12 protein-coding genes, 1 other RNA gene and 5 pseudogenes are annotated in these 15769 nt (G+C 55.2%); 11 read left to right on the top strand and 7 right to left on the bottom strand.

Annotated features, from left to right (window positions below; genetic code table 11):
- Positions 1–37: 37 nt before the first annotated feature.
- From JZM30_RS23570 to nadR, 5 genes and pseudogenes are all read left to right on the top strand, one after another.
- Entirely contained in the window at positions 38–322 is a 285-nt protein-coding gene (locus JZM30_RS23570; protein WP_286673518.1) for a DUF5609 domain-containing protein, read from the top strand.
- A gap of 7 nt (positions 323–329) precedes the next feature.
- Complete coding sequence (locus JZM30_RS23565) at positions 330–617, top strand: phosphoserine phosphatase SerB (protein WP_286673517.1); 288 nt, start codon at positions 330–332, stop codon at positions 615–617.
- A gap of 3 nt (positions 618–620) precedes the next feature.
- A complete protein-coding gene (locus tag JZM30_RS23560; protein WP_286673516.1) occupies positions 621–959 on the top strand; it encodes an HAD-IB family phosphatase in 339 nt (112 codons plus the stop codon).
- Between the two features lie 67 nt (positions 960–1026).
- Positions 1027–2407, top strand: a pseudogene (gene radA, locus JZM30_RS07980) (DNA repair protein RadA).
- A gap of 96 nt (positions 2408–2503) precedes the next feature.
- Positions 2504–3753 (top strand): annotated as a pseudogene (gene nadR / locus JZM30_RS07975) (multifunctional transcriptional regulator/nicotinamide-nucleotide adenylyltransferase/ribosylnicotinamide kinase NadR).
- On the opposite strand, the pseudogene JZM30_RS07970 reads toward nadR, so the two are convergent.
- The 3 genes and pseudogenes from JZM30_RS07970 to zapA form a co-directional block, all read right to left on the bottom strand.
- Positions 3754–4357 (bottom strand): annotated as a pseudogene (locus tag JZM30_RS07970) (5-formyltetrahydrofolate cyclo-ligase).
- A gap of 45 nt (positions 4358–4402) precedes the next feature.
- Positions 4403–4585, bottom strand: a non-coding RNA gene (gene ssrS, locus JZM30_RS07965) — 6S RNA.
- Positions 4586–4700: 115 nt separating this feature from the next.
- Positions 4701–5030, bottom strand: a complete 330-nt coding sequence (gene zapA / locus JZM30_RS07960; protein WP_252318281.1) for a cell division protein ZapA — start codon at positions 5028–5030, stop codon at positions 4701–4703.
- Between the two features lie 187 nt (positions 5031–5217).
- Here zapA and JZM30_RS07955 point away from each other — a divergent pair, with 187 nt between their 5' ends.
- The 4 genes and pseudogenes from JZM30_RS07955 (at position 5218) to ubiI (ending at position 9656) form a co-directional block, all read left to right on the top strand.
- Complete coding sequence (locus JZM30_RS07955; RefSeq protein ID WP_252318280.1) at positions 5218–5802, top strand: YecA/YgfB family protein; 585 nt, start codon at positions 5218–5220, stop codon at positions 5800–5802.
- Positions 5803–5878: 76 nt separating this feature from the next.
- Positions 5879–7227, top strand: a pseudogene (gene pepP / locus JZM30_RS07950) (Xaa-Pro aminopeptidase).
- A 5-nt stretch (positions 7228–7232) separates the two neighbouring features.
- The gene (gene ubiH, locus JZM30_RS07945; protein ID WP_252318279.1) at positions 7233–8411 is read left to right on the top strand and encodes a 2-octaprenyl-6-methoxyphenyl hydroxylase; all 1179 of its coding nucleotides are present in this window, start codon (positions 7233–7235) and stop codon (positions 8409–8411) included.
- 24 nt (positions 8412–8435) lie between these two features.
- Positions 8436–9656: an FAD-dependent 2-octaprenylphenol hydroxylase gene (gene ubiI / locus JZM30_RS07940; protein WP_252318278.1), complete on the top strand. Its 1221-nt coding sequence runs from the start codon at positions 8436–8438 to the stop codon at positions 9654–9656.
- Between the two features lie 239 nt (positions 9657–9895).
- Here ubiI and JZM30_RS07935 read toward each other — a convergent pair.
- A pseudogene (locus tag JZM30_RS07935) lies at positions 9896–10393 on the bottom strand (TIGR00645 family protein).
- A 66-nt stretch (positions 10394–10459) separates the two neighbouring features.
- The gene (locus JZM30_RS07930; RefSeq protein WP_252318277.1) at positions 10460–11641 is read right to left on the bottom strand and encodes a mandelate racemase/muconate lactonizing enzyme family protein; all 1182 of its coding nucleotides are present in this window, start codon (positions 11639–11641) and stop codon (positions 10460–10462) included.
- 304 nt (positions 11642–11945) lie between these two features.
- Between JZM30_RS07930 and rhaT the strand changes: the two genes are divergently transcribed.
- Both rhaT and JZM30_RS07920 read left to right on the top strand, forming a co-directional pair.
- Entirely contained in the window at positions 11946–12980 is a 1035-nt protein-coding gene (gene rhaT, locus JZM30_RS07925) for an L-rhamnose/proton symporter RhaT (protein ID WP_252318276.1), read from the top strand.
- A gap of 348 nt (positions 12981–13328) precedes the next feature.
- Positions 13329–13859: a YagU family protein gene (locus tag JZM30_RS07920; RefSeq protein WP_252318275.1), complete on the top strand. Its 531-nt coding sequence runs from the start codon at positions 13329–13331 to the stop codon at positions 13857–13859.
- 10 nt (positions 13860–13869) lie between these two features.
- On the opposite strand, the gene JZM30_RS07915 is transcribed toward JZM30_RS07920, so the two are convergent.
- Entirely contained in the window at positions 13870–14718 is an 849-nt protein-coding gene (locus tag JZM30_RS07915) for a helix-turn-helix domain-containing protein (protein WP_252318274.1), read from the bottom strand.
- 33 nt (positions 14719–14751) lie between these two features.
- Positions 14752–15549, bottom strand: a complete 798-nt coding sequence (rhaS, locus tag JZM30_RS07910; protein ID WP_438801481.1) for an HTH-type transcriptional activator RhaS — start codon at positions 15547–15549, stop codon at positions 14752–14754.
- Positions 15550–15769: the final 220 nt, after the last annotated feature.

The raw sequence follows: 15769 nt of genomic DNA, 5'->3' as shown, positions 1-15769 counted from the left end.
GTCAGTACGCGCTATTTTTGCCAGAAGAGGATGCCCCATGCCGAATAGTCAGACCTACCGTGATCTCCCTAACGAGATTAACTGTTGGCCGGGACTGCCGTTATCACTCAGCGGTGATGAAGTGATGCCGCTCGACTATCGCGCGGGGGACACCGGCTGGCTGCTGTACGGCGACGTACTGGATAAAAACTTGCTTTTGCGTTACCAGCGCAAGCTCGGTGCGGCGATGGTGATCGTCAGCGCCTGGAACGTGGAAGATTATCAGGTGGTGCGTTTGGCTGGCCGGTTCGCTCACGCCACGCGCCACCAAACTGGCTCATGAACTGGGGATGGATGTGGCCCCGATGTGCAACACCCCGACGCTGCGTGCGCCCGGTTTACTGGTGATGTACATGGATTCCACCGCCATTCAGATCGAGTGTATTGATGAAATCGCCAAACTGGCCGGCACCGGAGAGAAGGTGGCGGCGATCACCGAACGGGCGATGCGCGATGAGTTGGATTTCTCCGCCAGTCTGCGCGAGCGCGTGGGCACCCTTAAGGGAGCCAATGCTGATATCCTGCAAAAAGTGCGCAAAAATCTGCCGCTGATGCCAGGGCTGACCTACATGGTCTAGCAGTTGCAGGCGGCTGGCTGGCACGTCGCCATTGCGTCCGGCGGCTTCACCTATTTCGCCGATCATCTGAAAGAGAAACTCGGCCTGGTGGCGGCAGTGGCCAACGGAATGGGTTTGCGCGACGGTAAGCTGACCGGCGAAGTGATAGGTCCAATCGTCGATGCCAAATATAAAGCCAAAACCCTGCGCCAACTGGCGGAGAAGCTGGAGATCCCCGAAGAGCAGACCATTGCCATCGGTGACGGGGCCAACGATCTGGTGATGATCAAGGCATCCGGGCTCGGCATCGCCTATCATGCCAAACCCAAAGTGAATGAGCAGGCATCCGTCACGCCGATTTAACCTGCGTCATGTGCGTACTGAGCGGCAGCCTGCGGCACGAAAAACGCTAAGAGCAGTGGGGTGAATCGTGGCAAAAGCCGTTAAACGCGCCTTCGTTTGCAACGAATGTGGTGCCGATTATCCGCGCTTGCAGGGCCAATGCAGCGTCTGTAACGCCTGGAACACCATTACCGAAGTGCGGCTGGCCGCCGCCGCGACGTCTCGCCACGATCGCCGAACTGGCTATGCGGGCGACCATGAAGGCATCAGCCGCGTACAAAAACTCTCTGACATCAGCCTGGAAGCGCTACCGCGTTTTTCCACCGGCTTTAGCGAGTTCGATCGCGTGTTGGGCGGCGGCGTGGTGCCCGGCAGCGCCATTCTGATCGAGGGCAACCCCGGCGCGGGGAAAAGTACCCTGCTGCTGCAAACCTTGTGCAAGCTCTCTGAACAGATGAAAACTGTACGTCACAGGAGAAGAGTCGCTACAGCAGGTGGCGATGCGCGCGCACCGCTTGGGCCTGCCAACCCAGCATCTCAATATGCTGTCCGAAACCAGCATCGAGCAAATCTGTCTGATTGCCGAACAGGAGCAGCCCAGGCTGATAGTGATCGACTCGATTCAGGTGATGCATCTGGCCGATATCCAATCCTCACCCGGCAGCGTGGCACAGGTGCGGGAAACCGCCGCCTATCTCACCCGCTTTGCCAAAACGCGCGGTGTCGCTATCGTGATGGTGGGCCACGTTACCAAAGATGGTTCATTGGCTGGCCCCAAGGTGCTGGAGCACTGCATTGACTGCTCCGTGCTGCTCGACGGTGATACAGATTCCCGTTTTCGTACCCTGCGCAGCCATAAAAACCGTTTCGGTGCCGTCAATGAATTGGGAGTGTTCGCCATGACCGAGCAGGGATTGCGCGAAGTCAGCAACCACTCTGCCATTTTTCTCAGCCGTGGTGATGAAGTGATGTCCGGCAGCTCCGTTATGGTGGTGTGGGAAGGCACGCGTCCTCTGCTGGTGGAGATTCAGGCGTTGGTGGATCACTCGATGATGGCCAACCCTCGCCGCGTCGCCGTCGGTCTGGAACAGAACCGACTGGCGCTTCCTGCTCGCCGTGTTACACCGCCACGGCGGACTGCAAATGGCGGATCAGGATGTGTTCGTGAACGTGGTTGGTGGCGTAAAAGTCACCGAAACCAGCGCCGATCTGGCACTGCTGCTATCGTTGGTCTCCAGCCTGCGCAACAGGCCGCTGCCGCAGGATCTGGTGGTGTTCGGCGAAGTGGGGCTATCCGGCGAGATAAGGCCAGTGCCCAGCGGTCAGGAACGTATTTCCGAAGCGGCCAAACACGGCTTCAAGCGCGCCATCGTCCCGCATGCCAATGCGCCAAAACGCCCCCCGCCAACATGCAGGTGTTTGGCGTGAAAAAGCTGACTGACGCACTGGCGATCCTCGACGATCTTTAACGCCTAACCTGCGGGAACATGCGCGCAGGTTGAGAATGCTTGTGGTATCTTGGTTTAGCATGCTAAACACACGTGCTAAACCAAGAGTGCCTGACAATGTCATCTTTTGATTACCTGAAACCCGCCATCCGCAAGAAAGGGTGTACCCTTCAGCAGGTTGCCGACGCAACCGGTATGACCAAGGGCTATCTCAGCCAATTGCTGAATGCCAAGATCAAAAACCCCAGCGCTCAAAAGCTGGAAGCGCTGCACCGTTTTCTGGAACTGGAATTTCCCCGCCACGACAAAACCATCGGGGTGGTGTTCGGCAAGTTTTATCCTCTGCATACCGGCCATATCTACCTGATCCAGCGCGCCTGTAGTCAGGTTGATGAATTGCATGTGATCCTGGGTTACGACGAATCATGCGACCGCCTGCTGTTTGAGCACAGCGCCATGTCGCAGCAGCCCACCGTCTGCGTTGGCTGCTACAAACTTTTAAATATCAGAAGAATATCCGCATTCACGCCTTTAACGAAGAAGGCATGGAGCCTTACCCACACGGCTGGGATGTATGGAGTCGCGGTATCAAGGCCTTTATGCAAGAGAAGGCGATTGAACCCAACTTTGTCTATACCAGCGAAGCCAAAGATACTCCGCAGTACCGCGAACAGTTAGGCATCGACGCGGTGTTGGTTGACCCAGAACGCTCATTTATGAACATCAGCGGCGCACAGATCCGTCACGATCCGTTCCGTTATTGGGATTATATTCCCACCGAAGTGAAGCCCTTTTTCGTGCGCACCGTTGCCATTCTCGGCGGCGAATCCAGCGGTAAATCGACGCTGGTCAACAAGCTCGCCAATATCTTCAATACCACCAGCGTTTGGGAGTTTGGCCGGGACTATGTCTTTCCCCATCTGGGCGGCGACGAGATGGCGCTGCAATATTCCGACTACGACAAAATCGCGCTAGGACAAGCACAATGCATTGATTTCGCAGTGAAATATGCCAATAAAGTGGTCTTTATCGATACCGATTTCATCACCACCCAGGCATTTTGCAAGCAGTATGAAGGACGCGAACACCCTTTTGTCCAGGCGTTGATGGACGAATACCGGTTTGATCTGGTGATTCTGCTGGAAAACAATACGCCGTGGGTCGTGGATGGTTTACGTAGCCTGGGTAGCAGTACCGCACGCAGCGCGTTCCAAACGCTACTCAAAACCATGCTGGTGAAGAATAACGCCCCTTACGTACACGTAACCGAATCAGATTATGATTCGCGCTTCCTGCGCTGCGTGGAACTGGTACAACAAATGCTGTCGCACCGTACGTCTGGCGGGCCAGATACGCCGACGCTGTAATCAACGACGGATTACCACTGCCAGCGGCGAGAGGGGGGGGGGCAGAATGGCGGGCAACGGGATGTCCCACGCTTCGTTCGGGATGGCATCGACCTGCTGGCATATGGGCCAAGCCAATCGGGTATGGCCCCCGCTGTTGCCAGCGCTGTAAGGTCCGGTCATAAAACCCGCCGCCCATGCCCAGCCGTTGTCCCTGCGCATCGAACGCCACCAACGGCGTAAACAGTACATCGAGTTGGATTAGCGGCAACACGCGGCGCACATCCAGACGCGGCTCAAAGATCTTCAGGCGATTCTTTACCAGCGGTGTCTGCGCATCGTAGTGTAAAAACAGCAAATGTCCCGGCGAAAACTGGTGCAGTACCGGCAGATACACCGCCTTTCCCTGCTGCCACAGACGGTCAATCAACGGCTGGGTATCCAGCTCACCGTCAAACGACAAAAACAGCGCAATCCGCTGTGCCTGCTGCACTTCAGGTTGTTCCAACGCACGTTCGGCAATCTGCTGGGCAAACCGGGCTTGTTGTTTCTGCGTGAGCGCGCGGCGCAACTGACGCACGCGATCGCGCATGGCCTGACGCTGTTGCTGTGGCGAAATGGGCATGGACGCAGAAGTCATAGGCAATAACAGGGAAAAGAAGGGAGAGAAGGGATCTCCGAGATGCCGCCGCAGGTGGTAACCTTGAACCCTTGGTTCAAGGTGAACATACCGTCGCAACCTTAAGGCTTCTCGGACGAACCGAGCATGCTCACCGGCTGCGGAGCGTTACATTCTGTTGGTTTGAAATATCGGCTCAGGGGACTGACACGCAGACAAACACCTCAGAGAAATTTTATTCTTTACTCGTGAATAACTCTATCACGCTTTATAGCGAAAAACATCGGGCAACTAACAAAAATCAATTTAAAAAACCAAAACGCGGAGCAAGGCGCTAGCCCCTCTCGACTCACTCGAAAGGCGTGCCATGACGCTCGGTTATGCGCCCTTGTTCCAGCAAGGCCTGCTCGATGGTCTGCTGCAACATACGGATGCGCTGCTCCATATTTGCCGCGTAATCACGCGTTTTCAAGCGCTCTTGTGCCAACTCATGGCACACGTTAAGTGCAGCGATAAACACCAATTGTTCCGTGTTGGTCACGCGTGTGCGCACTTTGAGATCCTGCAACCGCTGGTTAAGATCTTCCGCAGCCTGATTCAACGCTTCCTGTTGTTCCGGCGGACAATTGACTCTTAACGAACGGCCAAAGATTTGAATATCTACTGGTTGTGCAGACATGCCCCTTTCCTGCCTCATTTCGTTTTCTGCGCTGCAGAAAAAATTCATATCACGGACTGGCGACAGCCCCTTCACGCGGGCGCAACTATAATAACTCAACATAGAAGAAACAAGCCCTTTCTGGCATAGCAGCCGAGCTTAGTGGTAGCATAACACGATACCAACCCGCCAACGATGAACAAAGCACATGTCCATAGAAACCACGTATCCCGGCTATGAAACCCTAGACGCGCTCCTGACACAGCAACAAGTTGCACTGACGGCAGCGGAAATGCACGGGCTTATCAGCGGTATCCTGTGCGGGGGCAACACCGATGACAGTTGGAAAACGTTGTTACACGAGCTGACTAACGATGGTCTGGCGTTCTCTCACTTGGTTTCTCAGTCGCTGCAAACGCTGTATCAGGTCACTAAAGAAGCGCTAGAAGAGAGCGAATTTGAATTCCAACTGCTGCTACCGGATGACGACAACACGGCGGTAAGCGTGTTTGATCGTGCCGACGCGCTGGCCGGATGGGTCAATCACTTTCTGCTCGGGCTGGGCGTCGTTCAGCCACGTCTGAACAAGGCGCAGGGCGAATTGAAAGAAGCCATCGACGATTTGCGCAATATTGCCCAGCTTGGATATGACGAAGATGAAGATCAGGAAGAGCTGGCGCAATCGCTGGAAGAAATCATCGAATACGTCAGAGTTTCCGCCATTCTCTGCCACAGTGAATATACACGCCCGGTACAGACCGCACCGGAGAAGAAAAAACTAACGCTAAATTAATCGCGCATCCAGCCTTACCCGCAGGGGTTCTCACGCAGGAGGGAATTACCGAATGCGCATCACACAGGAGCAGGTGATGATTCAACAAGACGCTTTTGGTCAGGAATATACTCGCCGCCGCCAGCAGTTGCTGGAAAAAATGGCTCCCGCCAGCGCGGCGATATTTTTTGCCGCACCGGAAGCCACGCGCAGCGCTGACAGTGAGTACCCTTATCGCCAGAACAGCGATAAGGGTACTTCACCGGATTTAACGAGCCGGAAGCGGTGCTGTTACTGGTAAAAAGCGATGAGCACCATCACCACACCGTCCTGTTCAACCGCGTGCGCGATGTCACGGCGGAAATCTGGTTTGGACGCCGTCTGGGGCAGGAAGCGGCCCCTTCGCGCTTGAATGTCGATCGCGCCCTGCCATTTAGCGACATCAATGCGCAGTTGCACCTGCTGCTAAACGGACTGGACGTGATTTACCACGCACAAGGGCTGTACGAGTACGCGGACCGCCTGCTGTTCAACGCACTGGAGACGCTGCGAAACGGCACGCGTCAGGGGCTTATCGCACCGCAGACGCAGACCGACTGGCGCCCCTGGGTGCACGAGATGCGCCTGTTTAAATCCCCGAAAGAGCTAGAGCTGATGCGTCGGGCTGGAGAGATCACCGCCAAGGCCCATACTCGCGCCATGACAAGCTGTGAACCTGGGATGTACGAATACCAATTGGAAGGGGAAATTCATCATGAATTTACCCGCCACGGTGCGCGCTATCCTTCGTATAACACCATTGTCGGCAGCGGTGATAACGGCTGTATTCTGCACTACACAGAAAACGAACGGCAAATGCGCGATGGCGATTTGGTACTGATTGACGCGGGCTGCGAATATCGGGGCTATGCCGGTGATATCACGCGGACCTTCCCGGTAAGTGGAAAATTCAGCCCCCCGCAGCGCGCGATTTACGATATTGTGCTGGCTTCACAGTGCAAAGCGCTGGCGCTATTCAAACCCGGTGTCAGCATTCGTGAAGTGAATGAGCAGGTGATTCGTATCATGGTCGAAGGGTTGGTTAAACTCGGCGTGCTGAAAGGTAGCGTTGATGAACTGATCGCCGAACAGGCGCACCGCGCGTTCTACATGCACGGACTCAGCCATTGGCTGGGGCTGGACGTGCACGATGTTGGCGATTACGGCGCGTCAGAGCGTAGCCGTTTGCTGGAACCCGGCATGGTGCTCACCGTCGAACCGGGATTCTATATCGCGCCAGACGCCAAAGTGCCCCATGAATATCGCGGCATCGGTATCCGCATCGAGGATGACATTCTGATCACTGACAGCGGTAACGAAGTATTAACGGCGGGCGTCGTAAAAGACGCCGACGACATTGAAGCGTTGATGGCACAGGCCTGTGCCGTACGCCAGGCAGCTAGATAATCGCGATGACGATCCTGATAGTCGGCGGAGGCATGGCGGGAGCAACGCTGGCACTGGCCATTTCCTCCCTTTCCGGCGGCACCCTACCCGTCGAGGTGATAGAAGCACACTCGCCGCTGGACTGCGCGCATCCCAGCTTCGACGCCCGCGCTATCGCGCTGGCGGAAGGCACCGTGCAGCAGCTTAAGCGTATCGGCATCTGGCAAGCTATCACCAGCGAAGCGGAACCCATCACCGCGGTGCACGTCAGCGATCGCGGCCACGCCGGTGTGGTCAACATGCAGGCCAGTGATTATCGTACCGCCGCATTGGGTTACGTGGTGGAGCTACATCAGGTTGGTCAAACCCTGTTTCGGTTACTCCACAGTGCGCCAGGCGTACGCGTGCACTGCCCCCGCAAGGTAGTACACGTTGAACGCAGTGCCCAACAGGCCACCCTGCAACTGGATGACGGCAGTACGCTGTGCGGGCAGCTCTTGGTGGCGGCAGACGGCTCCTCCTCCGCGCTGGCTCGGGCCAGCGGCATGCAGTGGCAGACAGAGGAGTATCCGCAGTTTGCCGTTATTGCCAACATCCGCACCCAGTTGCCTCATGCGGGAAAAGCCTTTGAGCGCTTTACCCCGGACGGCCCGTTAGCACTATTACCCATGCGCGGTGGACGCAGTTCGTTGGTATGGTGCCACCCGTTATCAAACCAGACGCAGGTAACCGCCTGGAGCGAGGCCGAATGCCGCGCCGCGCTGCAACGCGCCTTTGGCTGGCGATTGGGCGCAATTACCCATATCGGCGAACGTCACACCTATCCGCTGCGACTGGTGACAGCAGCACGTCATATCGCGCATCGCGTGGCGCTGGTGGGCAATGCGGCACAAACGCTACATCCGATTGCCGGACAGGGATTCAATCTCGGGCTGCGCGATGTGATGTCGCTGGCAGAAACCCTGACACAAGCCGCCACATACCAGGAAGACACCGGCAGCTATCGCGTGCTGAGCCGCTACGCTCAGCGCCGAGAACCCGATCAGCAGGCGACCATTGCGCTGACAGACGGTCTGGTACGCCTGTTTGCCAACAGTGTTACCTCGCTGGAAGTGGGTCGCAATCTAGGTTTGATGACCATGAATACCGTTGCGCCCGTGCGTGATACCTTTGCACGCCGCACGTTGGGTTGGGTCGATCGTTAATGCAAGCAACAGGAAACAGGGCTTATGCAATCATTTGATGTGGTTATCGCGGGCGGCGGCATGGTCGGTCTGGCATTAGCCTGCGGGCTGCAACAATCCGGGCTACGCATTGCCGTTCTGGAACAGCGTACGCCACCACAGACGGCCGCGGACGGGGCTTATGCGCTGCGCGTCTCCGCCATTAACGCGGCCAGCGAATGCCTGCTGCGTCATCTCGATGTCTGGCAAGCGATCGAAGCACAGCGCATCAGCCCCTATAACGCCATGTACGTTTGGGACAAAGACAGCTTTGGCAATATCCATTTCGAGGGCGAGGCCTATGGTTTTTCCCGCCTCGGCCACATTATCGAAAATGATGTCATTCAACGCGCCCTGTGGCAACGAGCCGAAAAAGCAAAAGACATTACCCTGATGGCACCGGCAGTATTGCAGCAGGTGGCCTGGGGCGAGAACGAAGCATTTATTACGCTGGACGATGGCACCATGCTCACGGCGCGCCTTGTGGTCGGCGCAGACGGTGCGCACTCCTGGCTACGTCAGCAGGCCGATATTCCACTGACGTTCTGGGATTACGGTCATCACGCACTGGTGGCAACGGTACGCACCGAACGCCAGCACGACGGCGTGGCACGCCAGGTGTTCCACGGCGATGGCATTCTGGCGTTTCTGCCGTTGGCGGAGGCAAACCTGTGCTCGATTGTCTGGTCGCTGCCACCGTTGCAGGCCGAATCCATGCTGGCACTGCCCAAGGAGACTTTCGATCAGCAATTGGCGATCGCCTTTGACACGCATCTTGGGCGGTGCACCACCATCAGTGCCCGGCAAACACACCCGTTAACCGGACGCTATGCGTGCAGATTTGCCGCGCATCGACTGGCGCTGGTGGGCGATGCCGCACATACCATCCACCCTCTGGCCGGACAGGGCGTCAACCTCGGGTTTATGGATGTCGCCACGCTGATCGCCGAAATCAAACGCTTACATGGGCAAGGTAAGGATTTCGGGCAATACCTCTACCTGCGACGCTATGAACGCCAGCGCAAGCACAGTGCCGCGCTGATGTTGGCCAGCATGCAAGGGTTCAGGGAACTGTTTAACGGAGAGAACCCGGCGAAAAAATTGCTACGGGATATTGGCCTGACGCTGGCGAACCGCCTGCCGGGGGTGAAACCGGTGCTGGTGCGCCAGGCTATGGGATTAAATGACCTGCCGGAATGGCTGGCGCACACCGCTACGCCGCAGTAAGTAAAACGGTACGCCAGAGCGGACGAACTGTCAGACTGCTGGCAAAGTCACTTTCCTCCTCGTCATCCTCGGCGAAAGTCGGGGATCTCTGTGAGAAGAAACGTATTTCATCTGCACGGGATTCCCGCCTTCGCGCGAATGACGGAGGTGGCGGAAATGCCGGGGGTCGGGAAGCGTTACCGTTTTCGGTAGGTTTGTCAGTAAATTCTCGGTACGCCTGAGTGGGCGTACCGTTAACATTACTTCTTTTCGTGGCGCGTCGCCTTGTCCAGATAGCCCATCAGAAACGCCGAGAGCACAAACGTCAGGTGGATAATCACATACCACATAAGCTTGTTATCCGGCGTGTTGCGCGCATCCATAAACACGCGCAGCAAATGGATTGAAGAGATGGCGACGATCGATGCCGCCACTTTATTCTTGAGTGAGCCGGAATCCATTTTGCCGAGCCAGCTCAGTTTCTCCCGATCCTCATCAATGTTCAGCGTCGAGACAAAGTTCTCATAGCCAGACAACATCACCATCACCAACAGGCCGCCTACCAGCGTCATGTCAATCAGCGACAGCAGTACCAGGATCAGATCGGCCTATGCCAATGCAAAGACGCTTGGCAGAATGTGAAACACTTCCTGGAAAAATTTGAGCATCAGCGCAAGTAACCCGAGCGACAGTCCCAGGTAGATCGGGGCCAGTAACCAACGCGAGGTGTACATCAGGTTTTCAATAAAACGTTCCATAGTTCTTCTTTTTGCAGGTGAATAACCACCGTCGCGTAATGGGCACACGACGGCAAAACGCACAGTTTACTGATCGACCCCTGAACCATCTACATGAAGACGCGTTTTCAGTGGACGGCGACAGTATGGATATTTTTCTGCCACATTATCCGCCAGTTCGATGCCAATGCCCGGTGCCGTGGGAATCTCCATAAAACCGTCAACACACTTGAAGGTGCTCTTGACCACATCGCGCTTCAATACGCCATTTTCCACGCCGGTGGCGCCAAATTTCTCCGACAGCGCCGGTTGGTCGTCACCGGGATACTCCAGCAGAGCAAAGTTGGGGATGCTCACCGCAATTTGCAAACAGGCGGCCGTAGAGGCCGGGCTGAGCTGGTTATGCGGTACCACCATCAGGTCATGCGCTTCGGCCAGCGCTGCGATTTTCTTCGCGCCGGTAATGCCTCCGCACATGCACACGTCAGGCCGCACGTAGGAAACCGCATTGCGTTTGATCAGCATGGCAAACTCTTGCAGGTTGTTCAGACGCTCGCCGGTGGCAATCGGCACGTTAATTTTGTCTGCGACCTGCGCCATCGAATCAAAGTTATCTGCCCCGATCGGATCTTCAATAAAGTAAGGTAGATAAGGCGCGATACCCTGCGCAAACACAATCGCATCATTCGGTTTCAGACGGCGATGTACTTCGATACAGAGATCGACATCATTCCCCACCGCTTCACGATAAGCGCCAATGCGCTCGATGGCTTCGCCGATTTCTTTCGCATGGGTGATGAAATAGGGATCGCCGCGCGACTCATCCAAAAACGGCGTCAGATGCCCAATCGCGGTAAAGCCTTGTGCCTTCATCTTTTTCAGGTTGGCGATGGTCTCTTCCGTGGTTTTGCCACCAGCATGGGCATAGACCCGTGCCTTATCGCGGCAGCGACCTCCCAACAAGTTGTAGATGGGAGTGTCATAGAATTTACCCGCAATATCCCACAGCGCGATATCGATAGCGCTGATCGCCCCCATGATGGCGGCACCGCGGAAATGCCAGCAGCGGTACATGTACTGCCAATGATGCTCAATACGCAGCGGATCTTGCCCGATCAGGTAGGTTTTTAGCGTTTCCACCGCCCCCGTGGAGGCATCCAGAAACCCACAGGTGCCTGATTCACCGATCCCGACAAGACCTTCGTCCGTGTGAATCTCAACAAACAGGTAGCGATTCGCCAGGATGGTTTTGACATCCGTAATTTTCACGTTGCTTTACTCCACTTTCAGCCAGAGGGGGACCCCAAACCCTTAGCATAACCCGAGCGTGCAGTGCTTCGTCAATGCTTAAACACCCTTCCACTTGAAACGCTACTTCATTCTTTCCTTTGGTTATTTTTGTGACACCAGTGGCATTCACCTTTCGTATCTTGCCGTGTGACGTGCCGGTAGTGGCATGGAGCGGAAGGTCGCCCCCTCGTTCACTTTTTACACTTGCCCTATCGAACCATCCCCCTGAGATGCGTTCATACACGTACTCCTACTCTGATTAGAATGAAAACAAGAGGGTTCTATGAATAGCGCAATTCTCCTCTGGCTTTTATGGCATTTTGTCGGTGCTGCCAGCGCGGCCTGCTTCTACGCTCCGTTCAAAAAGGTCCGTCACTGGTCATGGGAAACCATGTGGTCATTGGGCGGTTTCTTCTCCTGGATTATTTTGCCCTGGAGCATCAGCGCCCTGCTACTGCCCGATTTCTGGGGCTATTTCGGTTCATTCAGTTTTTCTACCCTGCTGCCGGTGTTTTTGTTCGGTGCCATGTGGGGCATCGGAAATATCAACTACGGGTTGACCATGCGCTACCTCGGCATGTCGCTCGGTATCGGTATCGCCATTGGTATTACCTTGATTATCGGCACCCTGATGACCCCGCTGTTGCAAGGCAAATTTATGCAGTTGTTTGGTACCACCGGCGGGCAGCTAAGTCTGGTCGGCGTGGGCGTAGCGCTGATTGGCGTGGGCGTGGTGAGTTACGCTGGTTTGCTAAAGGAACGTGCGCTCGGCATTCGTGCACAAGAGTTTAATTTGAAGAAAGGGCTACTGCTGGCCGTAATGTGCGGTATTTTTTCTGCGGGCATGTCGTTCGCCATGGACGCAGCCAAACCGATGCATCAGGCAGCAGAGGCGCTTGGCCTGAACCCACTCTACGTGGCACTGCCAAGCTATGTGGTGATTATGAGCGGCGGTGCCATTGTCAACCTGGGTTTCTGTTTCCTGCGTTTGGCCATGAGTCCCACCATATCTATTAAAGCCGACCTGTCACAAGCCAAAACGCTGCTGATCTCCAATGCGCTGTTTTCCATTCTCGGCGGCATGATGTGGTATTTACAGTTCTTCTTCTACTCCTGGGGCCATGCCAACATTCCGGTCGATTACACCTACCTCAGTTGGATGCTGCACATGAGTTTCTACGTATTGTGCGGTGGCATTGTCGGGTTGTTACTGAAAGAGTGGAATAACGTAGGGAAAAAACCGGTTAGCGTGCTGGTGCTGGGCGGGCTAATCATTATTCTCGCGGTCAATATCGTGGGGATGGGTATGGCATCCTGATACCCCTTTACAGGCCGCTCTCGGAGCCAAACACCGCTGGGGCGGCCTGTAACACCACGCCAACATTGCGCCAACCGCCGCAAAATATGCAACAATATTGAGTCCTAACAACAATATAATGCCACATGATCAATAATATTTACATAATCAAACATTATGCAATATCAGTGTTTTACCTATAAAACAAAGAGTTATGCAAATCACGCCTTTATTTCACGTTAGAAAATAAATCCCTTCAGGCGTATTATCCCCTCAAATCATCTACTTATAACGCTATTGTCTATGGCGATAGTCGCTATTTTTAGAAATAAACTGCGATAAAAACTCGTTATTGAAGGAGAAAGAGAAATGCAACTACACACCACAAGGGATAAAATTCTGGTGGCATTGCTGGTAGGGATCATTGCCGGTGTGGTCTGCGTCTTGGCTAAATTTGGCTGGGAGATCCCATTTCCGCCGCGTACGCCCCTGCGTGACCTGACTAACCCGCCGCAGCAACTGTTGCAGCAAATGGGCGTGTCTTTAGATATGTCTCACCTGAGCTATCTGTACAATGGAAACCCTCGCCCGATCATGAGATTTATCATGCACTTCGGCTTCTCTATCACTTTCGCGGTGATCTATTGCGTGGTGGCGGAAGTGTGGCCGAAAATTAAACTGTGGCAAGGTGCGCTCTATGGTCTGGTGCTGCACGTGGTGTTCCACGTTTTCCTGCTGCCGCTGATGGGTACCGTCCCTGCACCGTGGGATCAGCCGTTCGCTGAACACTTCTCCGAAATTTTCGGCCACATGTTCTGCTTCTGGCTGGTGGAAATTGTGCGACGCGATCTGCGTAACCGTATTACCCACGCACCGGATGTGGACGAGGTTGCTCGCTGAGTTTACCCGCTCATCCTGCCAGAAAACGCTGACGATAGGCGCTGGGTGATATGCCCTGCGCCTGATGGAACACCACCGAGAAGTAGTTACTGTCGTCAAAACCGCACTGTGCCGCCACTTCACCAATGGTCTGCCTGTCATAACGCAACAGCTCCATAGCCTTGCACAACCGCAGTTGGCGCAGGTATTGGGCCACGCTCATCCCGGTTTCCTGCTTAAAGCGCGCGCCCAAGCCGCGTACGCTAAAGTCATGCTGCTGGCAGAACGCATCAAAACGGAATGGGCTGCCGATACTGGCTCTCAGCGCCAGTATCAGCATCAGCAGATCCAACTGGTGCGCATCGGCCAGCTGTGGGCTATCGGGTAAATGGCGGTAACGCAGCGCCAACAGCGCAATCTGCAACAGCAGCACTTCGCTGAGTTGCAACGACAGCGTGTCCGACTTCATGCACTCCTGTGCCAAATCATCCACCTTGTCGCGCAGCGTATCCATGCCCGCCGAGCCCAGGCACCAGTAGCGCCGAGATTGCGGCACGTCAGCCCCAGGCAGCAGGTTATGCCAGTCGGTGGGCAGCGTCAGTCGATCGCGAATAAACAGGATATTGTCCAGTTCCAGATCGTTTACCGACTCATAGCTGTGGCGATCGTTGGCACTGACGTAGAACAGATCGCCACGCGTAATGCGATAGGGCACGTCGTTCCACAGGTGCATACCGTTGCCGCGCCACACAATGACTAACTCGTCAAAATCATGATGATGCAGAGGGAAGTCAGGCTGAGGGTGACGCTCTGCCACCCGTACCGCCTGCTTATCGGTAAGGAAATAGTCTTCCGTTTGCAGCTTCAAACCGCGCGTCATGGTCACACTCACCTCACCCGCACTGGCGTTGTGTTATTCCGCAGCACTCCCAGTATGCTGACGTACGGATTTGGGAGCCACTGAGAACGCCTTGCGAAACTGAGTGGAAAAGTGATTACTGTCGCTGAAACCGCACGCATGCGCAATGGTCGTAATCGATTCATCGCTCTGCTGCAAGCGGCGGCGCGCTTCCAGCAAGCGTAAACGGTTGAGATAGCGCTGTGGCGCCATGCCGGTATTCTGCTTCAATTGCCGGTGCAAGGTACGCAACGGCAGCGCAAAGCGATCGGACAATTCCCCCCAGTTCACCTCTTCACAGTAATTGTTTTGCAACCAGCCGAGCAGCGCCTGCACCCCATGTCGATCGCCATCCAGGCTCTGGGTCTGGAAACATTTTTGCCGTAGCAGCACCAGAATTTGCAAAAACACGCTTTCGCTGGCGGCGATATCTTCCGGCGAGTCGCGCTGGGCTAGCAGCGACAAGCGCTCCAGCAGCCCTTTCAACTGCTGCATGGTCGGCGCATTGACCTGCCACTGCCCTTGCCACTCACCGTTGGGCCCGTAGGGCAGAAAGGGAGCGATATCAGATAGAAAACGAAAGCCGCGCGACGAGCGGTAGAGCACATTAGTCAGGAACAGGCCGTCAACGTCTTCGAACAGGTGGCGATCGTTATCACGAATAAAAAACACCGCACCGCTGCATAACGCAAACGGCTGGTCGTTGAAAACGTGCACGCCAGCCCCCTGCTCCACCAACACGATTTCCCAGAAATCATGATAATGCTCAGGAAACGCCTGTTGCGGCGCACGCGGCTCCACGGCAACGGTCACCGAGCGAGAAACTCATCACCTTGTAGCAAAGTCATTTCAAGCCCCCTGTTTTTCTGCTTTGCAATAATGCAAACATCGATAGAAAACAGCCTACCCACCCCGGTGAAATTTCACCCTCAAATCCCGACGTTTCGTTTTCAGGGTGACGTCATTTTTCAAAGATTTCACCGCCAATTCACGGAAGTGTGGGTAGGATCACAGGAGCAAAAGGCACGGCATA

It is taken from the genome of Candidatus Symbiopectobacterium endolongispinus, from assembly GCF_018777385.1.
GTDB classification, from domain to species: Bacteria; Pseudomonadota; Gammaproteobacteria; order Enterobacterales; family Enterobacteriaceae; genus Symbiopectobacterium; species Symbiopectobacterium endolongispinus.
This window is presented reverse-complemented; position numbering and strand designations above follow the sequence as displayed.